A 16,920-nucleotide genomic window follows, 5' to 3' on the forward strand; every position below is an offset into this window, starting at 1 on the left:
CTCAGCGTGCGCTGCCGGTTCTGACCGCCAGCAGCGCATCCGCCAGCCGCCGCTTGTCGGCGGCGCTGAGATTCACCTGATCCACAGACGCCATAAACGCCGCCCGATCCGCCTCGCCGAGCGGGCCGGTACGCAGTCGCTCCGCCAGCCGTTGCAATATCTGGCTGCTCAGCTGCGCGATCTGTGGGCGCACCTGCGCCAACGGGCGCGGCTGCCAGCCGGGCTCCGGGCTCGCCAGCCAGTCGGCGCGATAGCGGTACTGAATCGCCTTGGCGGCGTCCATCTGCGCGGCGATAAAAGGCCGCACCGACGCCGGCTCCAGCCCCAAACGCCCCGCCTCCGCCTGCGCGCTGGCCAACACCTTCGCCTCCTGCGCCAGGTCTTCGATCGGCAAATGCTGCTGCGCCTTGTAACCGGCAACGTCTTTCATCAACGACAGCCGTTGGTTCACCAGTTCGCCGATGGCGGCAGCGCCGTCTGCCAACGCTGGAAAACTGGTCAAACAGCAGGCTATCAATAACGCCCTGAACATGGCGCCTCCCTTATGATGCAGTGAAAAGGTCAGGCGCCAAGTTCACCACGTCAGCCCTGCGCCGGCAAATAAAAAAGGCCCCGCCGCAGCGAGGCCCGATGAGACCCAACCGGCGTTAGTCGAACACGCCGTTGATGACGGAGGCCACAATCGCGGTGCTGAGTGCGACCAGCACCAGATCGTCGCCGGCGATACGCCACTCATAACCCGGGTACTGCGGCAACTCACGCAGCATCGAGTAAGGCACCACTTTTTTGGCGATGCCCGGCGGCAGCGGTTTACCACGCGCCAGATTCTTGGCGATGCCCGGTGGCAGCGAGCTGTAGCCTGTCAGGCCGTAGTTGTGCGCCAGCGAACGGGCGCGGTCGCGCGAAAGGCTGACGGAGACCAGATTATCGTCGTTCCTATAGCCGCCTTTATCTTTATTGCCTTTGTTGCCGTGATTACCGTTGTTGCCATGGTTACCGTTATTGCCGTTATTGCCGTGATTGCCGCTGTTGCCATGGCCGTTCCCGTTGCCGTTACCATTGCCGCCTTTGTCGGCCAAGGCCGGGGCGGATGACAACCCCAGCGATGCAATCAGCGCTAACACCGTGAGAGTCGTACGACGTTTGTTCATGTTGTGTATTCCTGCGTGGGTGACTCTGTTGACTATAGCTAGCCTTTTCCAGACAAAGTATAAGGAAAACTCCGAGATAACGGCGCGCTTTTACGGCATTCGCTTTCAAACCTTGTCTCAACGCAAAACGCCTCGAAAATGCCGATGCTTGTCTCAGATTTTTCTTGAAGAAAAATAAGCCTTACGCTAGCGTGGGAAGGTAACAAAAAAGAGTTAGCGTGCTCTTTTTCGTCGCACCTCAAATCTTATTCTTATCATCCATAATGATAATAGCGAACACTTCCCGCCTCTCCGTGCGGGATTCTTTTTCCCGCCGCCGTCGCCCCAATCTGGTGCTTTATGTTGAGATTTGGTTGCCGATAATTTACATTCGCTGTCTGAGAAACCTCAACCTCCCGCGGTGGCCAGGCTGGCAACGGGTGGGCGTTCAGGAGCAAAAGACGTGCAAATGACCCTCATGGAATACATCACTCGACACTTTAACGGCGATCTTCATCGTTACGCGCAGTCGGAAGGCGTCAGCCGTGAACAAATCATTAGTTGGATAAATAATGAATGTCACGTGATCAAAGGCAGGCTGTTTATGCCGGTGAAGCATCTCCCGGCTGAACAAGCACAGTGATGACAAAAAAACCCCGCCAGGCGGGGTTTTCTGTTTCTGATAGCACGGAAAATCAGAAGTTATAGCCGACCACGAGGTAATAACCCCAACCGGTAGACTTGATCGGGCCCTGCGGGGTACCGATATCCGCGCCATCCTGCCACTGGCCGCCGTTATGGAAATAACGCGCCACGAAAGAATAGTGCCAGTGATCGTAGTTCAGCGCCAAAATGTGGCTGGAGGCGATAGAGTTGCTGGTGCGCACCTGTTTGCCGGTGCCGTCAACCCAATGGCTGTCCTTGCCCAGATCGGAACCAAAGTCGAAGTTGGTGAAGCCGATGTAGCTCAGGTTGCCGCCCCACACCTGGGTCAGCGGCACGAAGTATTTCACCTTGAAGCGGTAACCGTCCCAGCTGTTCTCGTTGGCAGCCTGGTAGTTTTCCCACTGGTATTTGGCATAGATGTTCATCGACAGGCTCATCGGCAGGCCGGTGTCGATATCGGTGCCCAGACCCATGTACCAGGTGTTTTGACGACCGTCGGCGTTGTGGCCCAGGTCATAGATGTAGTTGTTGGCGAAGTACCACTCTTTGAACGGACCGAAGCTCAGATCGGTGCCGGTCAGCTTGTCGATGGAGAAGCGCGGTTCAATCTCCATAAACAGCGGGGAGCCTTTGTCCCAGATGCCGCGATCCGGGGTATTGCCCACGCCGAAGAACTTCGGCACGTCAACGTAACCGTAGAAGTCGAACCAGTCTTTCTTGGCGAAGGCTTCGTATTCGAGATACACGTCGTTATTCAGCTGCGGTCCGAAACGGGTGTGGTAGCTACCCACCACGTTAACGCTCTGGTGCCACCAGTCGGAGACATATTGACTGTCTTTGCTATCAGCCATTGATGATGCACTGTAAGACGCTGCGAGCAGTACACCTGCTGCGAGAGCTATTTTTTTCATTTTATTACCACATGCTTAAAGGGCCATTTCCTGCCCGTTTAGAAAAGATGACAATGAGTCTGCCGACACCTGGCGTTGTCTTCACACAGAAACTCGGATGACGCGCGCATTATAGAAACCACTGACTGTAAGAATCTGTGATCCAGTTACGCATTTCGCGAATAGGTAATCGATTGCGTTCACATTTGTCAAATTATGTTTCATTCAAATTCACATTCGCTGTGATTTTTGTCATGCACATCGATTTTTAGCGCAGTTTTTGAGCCAACTGTCATCAACCGGCAATGAAGAGGAGTACGGCATTCAAGCGGGAAATGCCGGCGAAAACTCGCCGGCGAGAGAGAAGCGGCAGCCAATCACGCTGGCCACATCGAACGACGAATGAGGCTGCAAAAATTACCGCGAACAAAGCTCGGTTCCTTATCCGCCAGCACGTCCGCTTTGACGTTGCCGAAGGTGCTGTCCGGCTTATGTCGAATCCCGTCGTAAAACGCCTGAATAATCGCTTCCTTGAAGTTTGCCCCGCGGGGATGCAACTCCACTACCTGCTCTCGCAGCGCCGCGTCATAGCCCTGGTAATTGATCCCTAACACGTCCATCTCTCCCCCCGCGGTCACCAGCGCAATCAGCGGGTGCATGTATTCCGGGATCCCCGGCGTGGTGTGTAACGCGATCGCCGTCCATACCCGATCGATATCCTGACGGCTGACCCCGTGCCCGCGTAAAAACTCGGCCGCCGCATCGGCGCCATCCACTTCGAAACGTTTGTCGCAGCTGCAGTGATCGTGCGTCAGTCCCATATCGTGAAACAGGCAGCCGACGTACAGCAGTTCAGGATCGTAAGCCAGCTTGCGCTGCTGCCCCGCCAGCGCCGCCCAGTAATACACCCGGCTGGAGTGGTGAAACAGCAGATCTGATTCGGTGTCGCGCACTAACTCGGTCGCCTGACGCGCCATCGCGCTATTCGGCACGCTGATGCCGTTGATGGTTAAACTCATAACTTGATTCTCCCGTTGTCTGGAACCCGGTTAGATTAGGCGTTACACTGAATGTCCTCAATTGCCATTAATCAACGATTAGGGACATCCCCCATCCATCGGGATATCGCATGCCATGAGTAAAACCATCGCTATTCTCGCCGTGCCACAGGTGCAGCTGCTGGACGTTTCCGGTCCGCTGGATGTTTTCGCCGAGGCCAATCTGCAAGCCGGCTATGCCGCCTATCATCTGCAGGTAGTCGGAAAGACGCTGGCGCCGATCGTGTCCTCATCCGGCGTCAAACTCGTGCCGGATCTCGCCATCACCCAATGGCGTGAACAGGCGATCGACACGTTGCTCATCGCCGGTGCACCGGGTATCGCCGACGGCGAAAGCGAAACACGCACGCTGGACTGGCTACGCAGAGTGGTACCCCGCACTCGCCGCTACGGCTCGGTGTGCAGCGGCGCTTTTCTGCTGGCGGAGGCCGGCCTGTTGGATGGGCGGCAAATCACCACCCACTGGGCGGTAGCCGATCAATTGTGTCGCCGCTATCCTCAGGTCACGGTGGATAAAGACGCCATTTATGTGCGTGACGGGCGCCTGCAGACTGCCGCTGGCGTGACCTCAGGGCTGGATCTGGCGCTGATAATGGTGGAAGACGATTTAGGGCGTGAGATCGCGCAGCGGGTCGCGGCCCAGCTGGTGATGTTTTTCCGCCGTCCCGGCGGGCAGATGCAATTCAGCTATCGGGAACAGGCGACCCTGGCCGGGCGCTCAATGCTGCAGGAAGTGCAACGCTGGGCGATAGACAATATCGGGTTACCGCACAACGTAGCCAGCCTGGCGGAACGCGCCGGCGTCACCCCGCGGCATTTCAGCAGGCTGTTCGGCAACGAGGTCGGCACCTCTCCCGCTAAATGGCTCGAGGAAGCCCGCATCGCCGAAGCGCGCAGGTTATTGGAGCTCGGCGTATTGGCGCCAAAACAGGTGGCGGCGCATTGCGGTTTTTCCAGTGCAGAGCTGATGCGGCGGGCATTTATCCGCCGGCTGGGGGTAACGCCGGCGGACTATCGAAAAATGTTTCTCGGTAAACAACTGCGGCGCGAAAGCTGAGATCAGTTTACCGCCGGCACCGCCTTGGCGATGTTTTCCTGGCGGAACGCCACCTCTTCGCCGTTTCTCACCTCCCAGTTGGCAACCGGAATGTCGGTCTTGGGCGCCGCCGCGACGACCGAACCGTAAATCAGCTTGTCGTCGCGGCGCAAAATATAAACGTCGAGCTGATATTCGTGCCGCAGATTCGCCGTGGTCAGGCGCACGGTATCGCCGCGCTCATAGTGATGCACGTCGATTTCAGGCTGTTGAATAAATTGAATGTCGCTTCTCATCGTCGTCGTTCCTTCAGGCAACATGGCTAGTTAAATTCTAGTTCAACATTGCGCCGACGGCGGATAATTTCCGTTAATTTCCGCGAGTTGCCCGCCAACAGATCAGCGAGCCAAGCGTGACCATCGCTACGCCCTGCCAGAAATTGGCGGTCAGCGAGGTGTGCAACACCAGCGCGGCGAACACCGCCGACAGCACCGGGGTGAAATAAGAGACGGTGGCCAGCAGCGTCATGTTGCCGTGCAAAATGCCAACGTTCCAGGCGGCATACCCCGCCCCCATCGCCACTCCGGCGCACAGCAGCGTTACGGTCACGCCAGCGCTGAACTGCATGCCGCTTTCTGCGCTGAAGGCATACTTCAACCACAGCGCCAGCGCGGTCAGCACGATGAACAGCACCACACCGTTGCTGCCCTGGGCGATCTTCTTGGTCAGGTTGCAATACAGCGCCCAGATCACTGCGCCACTGAACGCCAGCGTATAGCTGAGCGGATTGCTGCGCACGTTGGCCAGCATCTGCGCCGGTGACCAGCCGCCCTCGCCGCTCATGATCCAGCCGATGCCGAACAGCGACAGCAGCAGTCCCGGCAGCAGCCACCATTTCGCCTTTTGGCCGTTGAGCGCCAGCGCCATCAGCACGGTGAAACAGGGCCACAGGTAGTTGATCATGCCCACTTCTATCGCCTGCAGGCGGGTATTGGCGTAGCCGAGCGACAGCGACAGGCAGATCTCGTAGCTGACGAACAGCAGGCTGCCGACGATCAGATAAGGCCGCGGAAAGCTGCGCCATTTCGGCACGCCGAGCGCCACCAGCAAAAACACCGCGCTGACGCTGTAGATCATCGCCGCACCGCCTATCGGCCCCAGCCCTTCGCTGACGCTGCGAATAAGGCCAACCACGCTGCTCCACAGCACAATGGCCAACAAACCGAACAGCGTGGCGCGGGTACGCGAGGGCAAAGCGGGCATAAGACAGGTCCAATGGGTTATTTTTTATCAGGTTTTTCACTCTACTGCCGCACGTGCCAAAAAGAAAGGCGGGATACTCCCGCCTGTGAATTTATTGCTGCGGTTGCCGCTCCAACTGCGGCGGCGGCTGGCGAAAGCGTCGGGTCAGCCAGGCCAAATAGCCGAAGCCCAGTGTCGCCCAGATCAGCCCCATGGTCAGCGAGCTTTTCTCCAGGTTCAGCCACAGCACCCCCACCGTCAGCGCCCCCACCAACGGCAGGAACAGGAAGTTGAAGCGATCTTTCCAGCTTTTGTTGCGCCCTTCGCGAATGAAGAAGTGGCTGATCACCGACAGGTTAACGAAGGTAAAGGCTACCAGCGCACCAAAGTTGATCAGCGCCGTGGCGGTCACCAGATCGAACGACAGCGCTGACAGCGCCACCAGCCCGACCATCAGCACGTTCAGCGCCGGGGTGCGCCATTTGGGGTGGATATAGCCGAAGAATTTCTCCGGGAACACGTTGTCACGCCCCATCACGTACAGCAGGCGCGATACGCTGGCGTGCGACGCCAGGCCGGAGGCCAGCGTGTTGATGAAGGTCACGCACAGGAAGATCGACTGGAACAGCTTGCCGCCGACGTACAGCGCGATCTCCGGCAGCGCGGCGTCGGGCTGGTGAAAGCGTTGAATGGACGGGAAAAACAGCTGAATGAAGAACGACACGCTGATAAAGATCACCCCGCCGTACAGCGCGGTCAGGAAGATGGCGCGCGGGATCACCTTGGCGGCGTCGGGCGTCTCTTCACACAGCGTGGTGACCGCGTCAAAACCGAGGAACGAGAAGCACAGAATAGTCGCGCCGGTAATGATCGGCAGCAGATGCGCATTCTCGCTGAGGAACGGCCGCAGGCTCCACACCGTGCCCATCCCCTCGCCGTTGTGCAGGCCGCGCACCACCAGATAGATGAACACTAGAATGATCGCCACCTGCGCCAATACGAACAGGGTATTGAAGTTGGCCACCAAATTGACGCTTTTCAGGTTGATGGCGGTGATAAGGATAACGAAGCCCACGACCCACACCCAGGGCGGCACTTCCGGGAACAGCGCGGTCAGGTAAATCTTCGCCAGCAGCGTATTGATCATCGGCAGGAACAGATAATCAAGCAGCGATGACCACCCCACCAGAAAACCGACGTGCGGGTTGATCGCCTTCTGCGCATAGGTATAGGCAGAGCCGGCGGTGGGAAACTGGCGCACCAGTTTGCCATAGCTGATGGCGGTGAACAGCACGCCGGCCAGCGCCAGCAGATAGGAGGTCGGCACATGGCCGTCGGTGAGGCCGGAGACGATGCCGAAGGTGTCAAACACCGTCATCGGCGTCAGATAGGCCAGGCCCATCATCACCACCTGCCACAGCTTGAGGGATTTGCGCAGCTGCGGTTTGCCCGCCGGGCCGCCGTCGATGGCTTTAATCGTCATGGCATTTCCCCTCTTGGTCCTCTGCTGTCAACCGTGCAACGTCATTCAGAGAGGCCGCAGGGAAACTGCTGCTCAGGCGGCGGTAAAAACGGGTTGGTATCGCTGTCGGGCGGCCGGCGACCGGCCCGTAGGCACTGCGGCACAGACAAACGTCTGCGCAGGGGGCTGACTGAGTCATGGTTATTTCCTCGTCGGCGTCCTGTACGCCGTGATAGAAGAAATTCTGTACCGCAGCGCGCAGCCTCGCCGGCCACAGGAGAGCCGATGAAATGCGCCGGACGCGCGCGGTAGTCGCAGGGTGAGCGGGATCAGGCGTTTTTCAACATCCACTCGATTTCGGTTTCGGTGATCAGGCGCTCGAACTGCACCAGCTCATCAGTTTTGCAGGCCAGATAGACGTGGCTGAAGCGTTCGCCCAACAATGCATTGAGCACCGGCTGATGTTCGAACTCGTACAGCGCGTCGCTCTGGCGGATCGGGAACGGCAGCCCGTCCTGCTCCAGACCGTTGCCGGTCACCGGCTCAGGCAGCGGCAATGCGGTTTCCAGGCCATAAACGATGCCGGCCAGAATGGTCGCCATCACCAGATAAGGATTGGCGTCGGCGCCCGCCACGCGATACTCCACGCGGTGGTTGTCGCGATCGCCGCAGGGAATGCGCAGCGCCACGGTGCGGTTGTTATGCCCCCAGGAAGCCTGGGTCGGCACATACATGCCAGGCTGGAAGCGGCGGTAGGCGTTGACGTTCGGCGCCAGCAGCGCCATCGAAGACGGCATCAGGGCGATCATGCCCGCCAGCGCCTGTTTCAGCAGCGCCGAATCTTCGCCGTCATCGTCGGCGAACACGTTGTTGCCCTGCGCGTTCAGCATGCTGATGTGCACGTGCATGCCGCTGCCGGCGTGCTCCTCATACGGTTTGGCCATAAAGGTCGCCTGCATGTTGTGGTTCTCGGCCACCATGCGCACCAGCCGCTTCAGCGCCAGCGCGTGATCGCAGGCCTGCAGCACGTCGTCGGTATGGTGCAGGTTGACCTCGAACTGCCCCGGCGACGCCTCCGCCACCGCGCCGTCCGCCGGAATGCCCTGCAAACGCGCCAGTTCGTCGATCTCGCTCAGCACGTCGGCGAAATGGTTGAGGTTATCGACGGAGTACACCTGGCTTTGGGTGTTGCGCTCTTGCGTGCCCGGCGCGCACGGCGGCTGCAGATAGCCCTCCGCGTCGCGTTGACGATCGATGAGATAGAACTCCAACTCTACCGCTACCACGGGGGAAAGCCCGCGCTGACGCAAACGCTGCCACACTCGGTTCAGCACATTGCGCGGTTCAACGTCAAAGGGAGTGCCATCTTCATCCAACATGGTGAGCAGCACCTGCGCGATATATTGCGGGTCCGCCGCCGACGGCGTCAGCGTGCCCGGTACCGGCACGCACACGTGATCCGGCTCGCCCAACTCCTGCCCCAGCCCGGCCTCTTCCACCACGTTGCCGAGAATATCCATCGCAAATACCGATGCCGGGAAGTAACAGCCCTTCTCCAGTTTGTTCAGGCCGCCGACCGGGATGCGTTTGCCGCGGAAGCTGCCGTTCAGATCGGTCAACAGTACGTCGACATGTTGGGTTAACGGATAACGTTCCAGATACTTCTTCACTTCGCGCTGGAACGCGCTACTTCGTCTCTCTTCACTGTGCTGAACAAAGTTTTCCACTTCTACGATGTTGGTCTGCATGGTTCACCCGCCGTTTGTGTTTTGCTGTCGTCGATGTTTATTGACCGTATTGTTCAATATAATGCCCACAAATGAAACGTAGATGAAACAAATTTGTTTTGCAAGTGTTACTTTTGGTTTGAATATTGCCCAATCGACTGCTAGATTTATAGAATATTGAACGAAATCGGCGGTGGAGAAGCTTATCGTTCATAATTTCGAACGTACCAAGGGGATAGCATGGACAATATATTTAACAGACCAGTCATTGGCGTCGTCATGTGCAGGTATAGGTTAAACGGGCACCTCACACAGACCTTGCAAGAAAAGTACCTGAATGCCGTTATCACCGCCGGCGGCTTGCCGATCGCCCTGCCGCACGCGCTGGCGGAGCCGGAAATGCTGGCAGAACTGCTGCCGCGCCTCGACGGCATTTTGCTGCCGGGCAGCCCCAGTAATGTGCAGCCGCACCTTTATGGTGAAAACGGCGATGAGCCTGACGCCGATCCTGGCCGAGACGCGTTGAGCCTGGCGCTGATCCGCCAGGCATTCGACAGGCGCATTCCCCTTTTCGCCATTTGCCGCGGCATGCAGGAGATGGTGGTCGCCACCCAAGGCACCCTGCATCGCCGCCTGTACGAACTGCCCGAGCTGCTGGAGCATCGTGAAGATCACGACCTGCCGCTGGAACAGCAATACGCCCCCGCCCACGAAGTCATCGTTCAGGAAGGGGGGCTGCTTTCGCAACTGATACCGGATTGCAACAGATTCTGGGTGAACTCGCTGCACGGCCAGGGCGCCAAAACCCTGGGCGCGAGCGTTCGCATCGAGGCGCACGCCGCCGACGGGCTGGTGGAGGCGATCAGCGTGCGAGATCAGCCCTTCGCGCTCGGCGTGCAGTGGCACCCGGAGTGGAACAGCGACGAGTACGCCCTGTCGCGCCTGTTGTTTGATGGTTTCATTACCGCCTGTCGGAACTATCAAAAGGAAAAACGCCCATGAGCGACGTCAGCTTGGCACCGGGAAAACGTCTGTCGCAGATCCGTCAACAATTAGGGTTGTCGCAGCGCCGGGTCGCCGAACTGTCTGGGTTAACCCACAGCGCCATCAGTACTATCGAGCAAGATAAGGTCAGCCCGGCCATCAGCACGCTGCAAAAGCTGCTGACGGTGTACGGTCTGTCGCTGTCGGCGTTTTTCGCCGAGCCGGAAAAACCGGCTGAGCCACAGATCGTGATAGACAGCGACGACCTGATCGAAATCGGCAGCCAGGGCGTTTCGATGAAGCTGATCCACAACGGCGACCCGAACCGCACGCTGGCAATGATGATCGAGACCTACGAACCGGGCACCACCACCGGCGAGCGCATCAAACACCAAGGGGAAGAGATCGGCACGCTGCTGGAGGGCGAAGTGGTGCTGCAGGTCAACGGCCAGAGCTATCACCTGCTGGCCGGGCAGAGCTACGCCATCAATACCGGCATCCCCCACAGTTTCAGCAACACGTCGGCGCGCATTTGCCGGATTATCAGCGCCCATACGCCGACGACATTCTGATCAACGGAGCCAGGCATGAACTTTCACCACTTGCAGTATTGGCAACAACGGGCGCAGGCCCTGAAGATTGAGCACCAGCTGTTTATCGACGGCCGCTACCAGCCGGCCGCCGCGGGGAAATGTTTCGCCGTGGAAGATCCCGCCGGTCGCCGTGAGCTGGCACAGGTCGCACGTGGTGAAGCCGCCGACATCGATCGGGCAGTCAGTGCGGCGCGCGGCGCCTTTGAACGCGGCGACTGGGCGCAGGCCGCCCCGGCGCAGCGCAAAGCCACGCTGCTGCGTTTCGCCGATCTGATGGAGCAGCATCACGAAGAGCTGGCGCTGCTGGAAACGCTGGACACCGGCAAACCCATCCGCCACAGCCTGCGCGACGACGTGCCGGGCGCCATCCGCTGCATCCGCTGGTACGCCGAAGCGATCGATAAGGTCTACGGCGAAATCGCCCCCACCGGCCGCGAGGCGCTGGCGCTGATCGAGCGCGAGCCGATCGGCGTGGTCGGCGCCATCGTGCCCTGGAACTTCCCGCTGCTGCTGGCCTGCTGGAAACTCGGTCCGGCGCTGGCCGCCGGCAACAGCGTGGTACTCAAACCCTCCGAAAAATCGCCGCTGAGCGCCATCCTGCTCGGCAAATTGGCGCAGCAGGCCGGGTTGCCGGACGGCGTGCTGAACGTGGTGCCCGGCTATGGCCACGACGCCGGCAAGGCGCTGGCGCTGCACCGCGACGTCGATGCCCTCACCTTCACCGGCTCCACCCTGGTGGCGAAACAGCTGATGATTTACGCCGGCGAATCGAATATGAAGCGTGTCTGGCTCGAGGCCGGTGGCAAAAGCGCCAACATCGTCTTTGCCGACTGCCCGGATCTGGATCAGGCTGCCCACAGCGCCGCCGCCGGCATCTTCTACAATCAGGGACAGGTGTGCATCGCCGGCACTCGCCTGCTGGTCGAAGCGAGCATTGAGCAAGCGTTCCTGCAGGCGCTGCGCAAACACGCGGCGGCCTTCGTCCCCGGCGATCCGCTCGATCCCGACACGGTGATGGGCACGCTGATCGACAGCGGCCACTGCGAGAAAGTGGCCGGCTATATCGATCGGGGGCTGAGCCAGGGCGCCGCGTTGTTCCTCGACGGGCGCGACCATCCGCAGGGCGACCACGCCGGCTATCTGGGGCCGACCATCCTCACCCAGGTGAACAACGCCATGAGCGTGGCGCGCGATGAAATCTTCGGCCCGGTGCTGGCGGTGACCACCTTCGACGACGAGCAACAGGCGCTGCAGCTGGCCAACGACAGCGACTACGGCCTCGGCGCCGCGGTCTGGACCCGCGATCTGGCGCGCGCGCACCGCATGGCGCGCCAACTGAAGGCCGGCACGGTGTTCGTCAACAACTACAACGACGGCGACATGACCGTGCCGTTCGGCGGCTACAAGCAGAGCGGCAACGGCCGCGACAAATCGCTGCACGCGCTGGACAAATTCACCGAATTGAAAACCACCTGGATCTCGCTGGAATAAGGGCTTATCTCATGACTGAACACGTAAAAAGCTACTATGCGGCCACGGCCAACGCACATCAGCCCTATCCGCAACTGAATGAATCGATCGAATGCGACGTCTGCGTGATCGGCGGCGGCTATACCGGCCTCTCCTCCGCGCTGTTCCTGGTGGAAGCCGGCTATAACGTGGTGGTGCTGGAAGCGGCGCGCATCGGTTTCGGCGCCAGCGGCCGCAACGGCGGCCAGTTGGTCAACTCTTACAGCCGCGACATCGATGTGATTGAAGAGCGTTACGGCGCGGAAAGCGCCCGCCTGCTCGGCAGCATGATGTTCGAAGGCGCGGAGATCATTCGCAGCCGCATCAGCCGCTACGCCATCGACTGCGACTACCGCCCCGGCGGCATCTTCGCCGCCCTGAACAACAAGCAGTTCCATGCGCTGATCGAGCAAAAGCGCAACTGGGAGCGCTACGGCAATACCCAGCTCGAGCTGCTCGATGCGGATCGGGTGCGTCAGGAGGTCGCCAGCGATCGCTACGTCGGCGCGCTGCTCGATCACAGCGGCGGCCACATCCATCCGCTCAATCTGGCGCTGGGCGAGGCCGAGGCGATCCGCCTGCAGGGTGGGCGCATCTTCGAGCAATCGGCGGTGACGAACATTCGCCACGGTGAACCGGCGCTCATCAGCACCGCCAACGGCCAGGTGAAGGCGCGCTTCGTCATCGTCGCCGGCAACGCCTACCTGGGCGATAAGCTGGAGCCGCGGCTGGCCAAGCGCAGCATGCCGTGCGGCACTCAGGTGGTGACCACCGAACCGCTGGCGCCGGAGATCGCGCAGGCGCTAATCCCGCAGAATTACTGCGTGGAGGACTGCAACTACCTGCTGGATTACTACCGCATCACCGCCGATCATCGTCTGCTGTACGGTGGCGGCGTGGTATACGGCGCGCGCGATCCGGACGATATCGATAACCTGATCCGGCCGAAGCTGCTGAAGACCTTCCCACAGCTGAAAGGGGTGCGCATCGACTATCGTTGGACCGGCAACTTCCTGCTGACGCTGTCGCGCATGCCGCAGTTTGGCCGGCTGGAGAATAACGTGTACTACATGCAGGGCTACAGCGGCCACGGCGTGACCTGCACCCATCTGGCGGGCAAGCTGATCGCCGAGCTGATGCGCGGCGACGCCGAACGCTTCGACGCCTTCGCCAAGCTGCCGCACCTGCCGTTCTTCGGTGGACGCAATCTGCAGATCCCGTTCACCGCCATCGGCGCGGCCTACTACACGCTGCGCGACCGCATCGGCGTCTAAAAACAACAGGCCCGGTCATCCTGGCCGGGCCTGTAGGTTAACGCTTAGACGATCTTTGGTTGGCCGTCCGAGGCGGTCGCCCCGCCATCGACCGGAATGTTGGCGCCATTGATAAAGCTGGCGTCGTCGCTGGCCAGAAACGCCATCACCGCCGCCACTTCTTCCGGCTCCGCCGCACGCCCCAGCGCGATGCGCTCATTGAACTTGTCGCGGATCTCCTGCGGCCAGCCGTTGGTCATGTTGGTTTTGACCAGGCTCGGGCAGACCGAGTTGATGCGCACGCCGTCACCGCCGTGATCCAGCGCCATGGCGCGCGTCAGGTTGACCACCGCGCCTTTCGCCGCGCAGTAATAGGCCGCACCCCAGTCGCCACCCAGGCCGGACACCGACGCGGTATTGACGATACAGCCCTTGGTTTTCAGCAGGTGCGGCAAGGCAAATTTGGAACAGAACACCACGCCATCGATATCGACCCCGGCGATGCGACGCCAGTCGTCGATGCTGGTTTCCAGCACGCTGCCCGCCACGTGTACGCCGGCGTTGTTCAGCAGGACGTCGATGCGGCCCAGTTTTTCCGCCACCTCGTTCATCATTTTTTCAACCGCGACGTGATCGGAAACATCGATATGCACCGCCATCGCGCGGCCCTTCGGCAGCGAAGCGGCGACCTTATCTACCGCCTCTTTGGCCCAGTCGGCCAGCACCACGATGGCGCCTTCGGCGGAGAAACGCCGCGCCGCCGCTTCCCCCATGCCATTGCCCGCACCGGTGATAACCACGACTTTATTGTCAAAACGCATGAGACCTCCTCCATGTGAACGTATTTATATAAGTCATACAAATCTCATTGCCCCGAGGATAAGACGCCTCTCTCCAGAGAACCAGTCAAAACGTGCGGTTTATTAACCAAAAGGAGGTATGTCAGTGATTTCAATGCGCTGGATTAACCTTTATCGGATTTTGGCCAACATATTGATGGATAAAATAAAATCACGGTGAGTCACTATTCGTCAGGTGGATTGTCAGCTAGCGGGATTATTGCGGGTAGGCGGTTATGGCCGCTCAGAGATAAGCGATACGAATGAAAAAAGGCCGCCGCCCGCAGGCGGCGGCGACTATTTTTTCTCGATGGGGACAACCAGCAGATCGACGTTCAACTCATTGATCGCCTGACGCGCCGAAGAAACCAGCCGGCTCCAGACATCGTGGTGATGGCCGAAGATCACCAGATCGAACCCTTTCTCTTTCGCAACCCGGTTCAGCTCTTCCGTCAACGCGCCACGGCTGACAATCACCTCTTCGACCGGGTAGGACGACTGCCCTTTGATCGCATTGAGCATATTCTTCACCCGCTCCGAAAAGGTGCGATCGGTGTAGTTGTAATCTCCCACGCCCAGATCGACGTAATAGCCGGCGCGGTGGATGTCGATATAGATCAGGGAAAGTTTGGCATGGAGCGCGGCAGCCAGCCTGGCGCCCTTGCCCAGCAGAAACTCGGCGTCTTCGCTGAGATCCGTGGCGACAACGATATGCTGATAAGCCATGACGGTGGCCCTCCGCGTCAAACCCATGAACAGGATGGCGTTCCTTGCCGCATGTTTCTTATGCACCTTAAGTTTAGCCCAGCGCCGAGCCCTTCGCCTGCGTCAAAATCGTTCCATTTATGGAACGATGTATCCCGACTTCAGGCTCTACCGGATTTCTCTCTTCTCCCTACACTATAGGCAAGTGCTGAGTTTCAGCCTTATCAATCAAAGAAGATACCCACTGACCTCACGACGAGAAAAGGAAAACACCATGAGCACTCCAGCCAACTTCAACGGCCAGCGTCCTGTTATTGATGCCAATGACGCAGTCATGCTCCTGATCGACCACCAGAGCGGCCTGTTCCAGACCGTCGCCGATATGCCGATGACCGAGCTGCGCGCCCGCGCCGCCGCCCTCGCCAGCATCGCTACCCTCAGCAAACTGCCGGTGATCACCACCGCCTCGGTGCCGCAGGGCCCCAACGGCCCGCTGATCCCGGAAATTCACCAGAATGCGCCGCACGCGCAGTACGTCGCCCGTAAAGGGGAAATCAACGCCTGGGACAACCCTGACTTCGTAGCGGCGGTCAAGGCCACCGGCCGCAAGACCCTGATCATCGCCGGCACCATCACCAGCGTCTGCATGGCCTTCCCGTCCATCAGCGCGGTGGCCGAAGGCTATAAAGTGTTCGCGGTGATCGACGCCTCCGGCACCTACTCGAAAATGGCGCAGGAAATCACCCTGGCGCGCGTGGTGCAGGCCGGCGTGGTGCCGATCGACACCGCCGGCGTCGCCTCCGAGCTGCAGGGTAGTTGGAATCGTGCCGACGCTCAGCAGTGGGCCGAGGTCTACACCAAAATCTTCCCGGCCTATCAGCTGTTGATCGAGAGCTACCTCAAGGCGCAGGACGTGGTGAAAAACAACGAACTGCTGGACTCGCAGCGTTAAAATCGCGAGCATAAAAAACCCCGGCTAAGGCCGGGGCTATTGATCATGTGCCGGTGGCTTTCCCGGCTGTCATGTTATGGCGTAAGCGTCCATCCAACACTCCAACATTACGCAGCCTAAGCACAACTTTTTCACAACAGAAAAAAAGACTGAAAAGTGGCATTATTATTTATGCGATAATCTGTTTTTCTGTTGCCAATAATAATTAATTATTGGAACATCATCGAGGAATCGAACCCCAGTCCGCCAACGAATATTTCGCTGCCGCTCTTCCTGCTGAGCTAATGACGTATCGATAAAGACTCCGGGCGAACCCGGAGTTTATTCAGGCTAAAGGTGTTATTTCTTAACTGCTCCGGCTTAAACCCTCATCGCTGTCGTAAGAAACCGCACCTCGACCGAAAATTACAACGCGACCACGTTGCCGGCAGAAGGACCCTTCATACCCTTTTCGATAGTGAACTCAACCTGTTGGCCTTCGTCCAGCGTTTTGAAATCGTTGCTCTGGATAGCAGAGAAGTGTACGAACACGTCTTTGCCGCCGTCTGCCGGGGTGATAAAGCCGAAGCCTTTCCCTGCATCAAACCATTTTACCAAACCCGTCATTTTAGTAGACATAGAGATATTTCCTTTATATTTTTGCGACGCCATAGGGCGATAGAGGTCTGTTTTTATTGGAAACTTATGGGGCACTAGAGAAGAAAATTCGCGGAAGAAGAGGTATCTGGGGGATATCACTAACACTGAGAACTGCTTTACTAAAACTGCTTTCATAAGGTCTGTATGACAAACCGATGACGCTATTTACACACAGCTAATTTATTTAAGCAAGATATATTTTAAATTATATTCATATGGCTCATAAATTTATTAT

General features: G+C 58.8%; 18 protein-coding genes and 1 pseudogene. 7 read left to right on the forward strand and 12 right to left on the reverse strand.

Going from position 1 to position 16,920, the window contains the following annotated elements:
• Position 1: 1 nt before the first annotated feature.
• Both ACJ8HA_RS07385 and ACJ8HA_RS07390 read right to left on the reverse strand, forming a co-directional pair.
• Positions 2-532, reverse strand: coding sequence for a chorismate mutase (locus ACJ8HA_RS07385; RefSeq protein ID WP_043141419.1), 531 nt, complete (start codon positions 530-532; stop codon positions 2-4).
• 115 nt (positions 533-647) lie between these two features.
• On the reverse strand, positions 648-1,151 hold the full coding sequence (locus tag ACJ8HA_RS07390; RefSeq protein WP_049209162.1) for an anti-virulence regulator CigR family protein: 504 nt from the start codon (positions 1,149-1,151) through the stop codon (positions 648-650).
• A gap of 442 nt (positions 1,152-1,593) precedes the next feature.
• Between ACJ8HA_RS07390 and ACJ8HA_RS07395 the strand changes: the two genes are divergently transcribed.
• Positions 1,594-1,773: a hypothetical protein gene (locus tag ACJ8HA_RS07395; RefSeq protein ID WP_025302559.1), complete on the forward strand. Its 180-nt coding sequence runs from the start codon at positions 1,594-1,596 to the stop codon at positions 1,771-1,773.
• A gap of 52 nt (positions 1,774-1,825) precedes the next feature.
• Here ACJ8HA_RS07395 and ACJ8HA_RS07400 read toward each other — a convergent pair whose 3' ends face one another.
• Positions 1,826-2,707 carry a nucleoside-specific channel-forming protein Tsx gene (locus ACJ8HA_RS07400; protein WP_004941293.1) on the reverse strand — a complete coding sequence of 294 codons (882 nt, stop codon included), beginning with the start codon at positions 2,705-2,707 and terminating at the stop codon, positions 1,826-1,828.
• A gap of 356 nt (positions 2,708-3,063) precedes the next feature.
• Positions 3,064-3,705: an HD domain-containing protein gene (locus tag ACJ8HA_RS07405; RefSeq protein WP_442515276.1), complete on the reverse strand. Its 642-nt coding sequence runs from the start codon at positions 3,703-3,705 to the stop codon at positions 3,064-3,066.
• A gap of 115 nt (positions 3,706-3,820) precedes the next feature.
• Between ACJ8HA_RS07405 and ACJ8HA_RS07410 the strand changes: the two genes are divergently transcribed.
• Entirely contained in the window at positions 3,821-4,801 is a 981-nt protein-coding gene (locus ACJ8HA_RS07410; RefSeq protein WP_025302557.1) for a GlxA family transcriptional regulator, read from the forward strand.
• Between the two features lie 2 nt (positions 4,802-4,803).
• Here the strand turns inward: ACJ8HA_RS07410 and ACJ8HA_RS07415 are convergent, their stop codons facing one another.
• The 4 genes from ACJ8HA_RS07415 to ACJ8HA_RS07430 all read right to left on the reverse strand — a co-directional run bounded on the left by ACJ8HA_RS07415 (position 4,804) and on the right by ACJ8HA_RS07430 (position 9,232).
• Positions 4,804-5,076: a hypothetical protein gene (locus tag ACJ8HA_RS07415; RefSeq protein WP_442515277.1), complete on the reverse strand. Its 273-nt coding sequence runs from the start codon at positions 5,074-5,076 to the stop codon at positions 4,804-4,806.
• 73 nt (positions 5,077-5,149) lie between these two features.
• Positions 5,150-6,043: an aromatic amino acid DMT transporter YddG gene (gene yddG / locus ACJ8HA_RS07420; protein WP_025302555.1), complete on the reverse strand. Its 894-nt coding sequence runs from the start codon at positions 6,041-6,043 to the stop codon at positions 5,150-5,152.
• Between the two features lie 91 nt (positions 6,044-6,134).
• A complete protein-coding gene (locus ACJ8HA_RS07425; RefSeq protein WP_025302554.1) occupies positions 6,135-7,505 on the reverse strand; it encodes an APC family permease in 1,371 nt (456 codons plus the stop codon).
• A 308-nt stretch (positions 7,506-7,813) separates the two neighbouring features.
• Positions 7,814-9,232, reverse strand: a complete 1,419-nt coding sequence (locus ACJ8HA_RS07430) for a glutamine synthetase family protein (protein ID WP_025302553.1) — start codon at positions 9,230-9,232, stop codon at positions 7,814-7,816.
• Between the two features lie 219 nt (positions 9,233-9,451).
• Between ACJ8HA_RS07430 and puuD the strand changes: the two genes are divergently transcribed.
• From puuD to ACJ8HA_RS07450, 4 genes are read left to right on the forward strand one after another with little or no spacing between them, the layout of a single operon-like run.
• Entirely contained in the window at positions 9,452-10,213 is a 762-nt protein-coding gene (puuD, locus tag ACJ8HA_RS07435; RefSeq protein WP_025302552.1) for a gamma-glutamyl-gamma-aminobutyrate hydrolase, read from the forward strand.
• On the forward strand, positions 10,210-10,767 hold the full coding sequence (gene puuR, locus ACJ8HA_RS07440; protein WP_016928041.1) for an HTH-type transcriptional regulator PuuR: 558 nt from the start codon (positions 10,210-10,212) through the stop codon (positions 10,765-10,767). The genes puuD and puuR overlap by 4 nt, the downstream gene beginning before the upstream one ends.
• A 15-nt stretch (positions 10,768-10,782) precedes the next feature.
• Complete coding sequence (gene puuC / locus ACJ8HA_RS07445) at positions 10,783-12,279, forward strand: aldehyde dehydrogenase PuuC (protein WP_164067583.1); 1,497 nt, start codon at positions 10,783-10,785, stop codon at positions 12,277-12,279.
• 11 nt (positions 12,280-12,290) lie between these two features.
• Entirely contained in the window at positions 12,291-13,571 is a 1,281-nt protein-coding gene (locus ACJ8HA_RS07450; protein WP_025302550.1) for an NAD(P)/FAD-dependent oxidoreductase, read from the forward strand.
• 44 nt (positions 13,572-13,615) lie between these two features.
• Here ACJ8HA_RS07450 and ACJ8HA_RS07455 read toward each other — a convergent pair whose 3' ends face one another.
• Both ACJ8HA_RS07455 and ACJ8HA_RS07460 read right to left on the reverse strand, forming a co-directional pair.
• Positions 13,616-14,371 carry an SDR family NAD(P)-dependent oxidoreductase gene (locus ACJ8HA_RS07455; RefSeq protein WP_016928044.1) on the reverse strand — a complete coding sequence of 252 codons (756 nt, stop codon included), beginning with the start codon at positions 14,369-14,371 and terminating at the stop codon, positions 13,616-13,618.
• A 315-nt stretch (positions 14,372-14,686) separates the two neighbouring features.
• Positions 14,687-15,115, reverse strand: a complete 429-nt coding sequence (locus tag ACJ8HA_RS07460; protein WP_025302548.1) for a universal stress protein — start codon at positions 15,113-15,115, stop codon at positions 14,687-14,689.
• Positions 15,116-15,368: 253 nt separating this feature from the next.
• Between ACJ8HA_RS07460 and ACJ8HA_RS07465 the strand changes: the two genes are divergently transcribed.
• Positions 15,369-16,046, forward strand: a complete 678-nt coding sequence (locus tag ACJ8HA_RS07465; RefSeq protein WP_016928046.1) for an isochorismatase family protein — start codon at positions 15,369-15,371, stop codon at positions 16,044-16,046.
• Between the two features lie 213 nt (positions 16,047-16,259).
• Here the strand turns inward: ACJ8HA_RS07465 and ACJ8HA_RS07470 are convergent.
• Together ACJ8HA_RS07470 and cspE are read right to left on the reverse strand one after the other, a co-directional pair.
• Positions 16,260-16,337, reverse strand: a pseudogene (locus ACJ8HA_RS07470).
• Positions 16,338-16,451: 114 nt separating this feature from the next.
• Positions 16,452-16,664 carry a transcription antiterminator/RNA stability regulator CspE gene (cspE, locus tag ACJ8HA_RS07475; RefSeq protein ID WP_025302547.1) on the reverse strand — a complete coding sequence of 71 codons (213 nt, stop codon included), beginning with the start codon at positions 16,662-16,664 and terminating at the stop codon, positions 16,452-16,454.
• Positions 16,665-16,920: the final 256 nt, after the last annotated feature.

It is taken from the genome of Serratia sp. CY33802, from assembly GCF_052169095.1.
GTDB classification, from domain to species: Bacteria; Pseudomonadota; Gammaproteobacteria; order Enterobacterales; family Enterobacteriaceae; genus Serratia; species Serratia bockelmannii.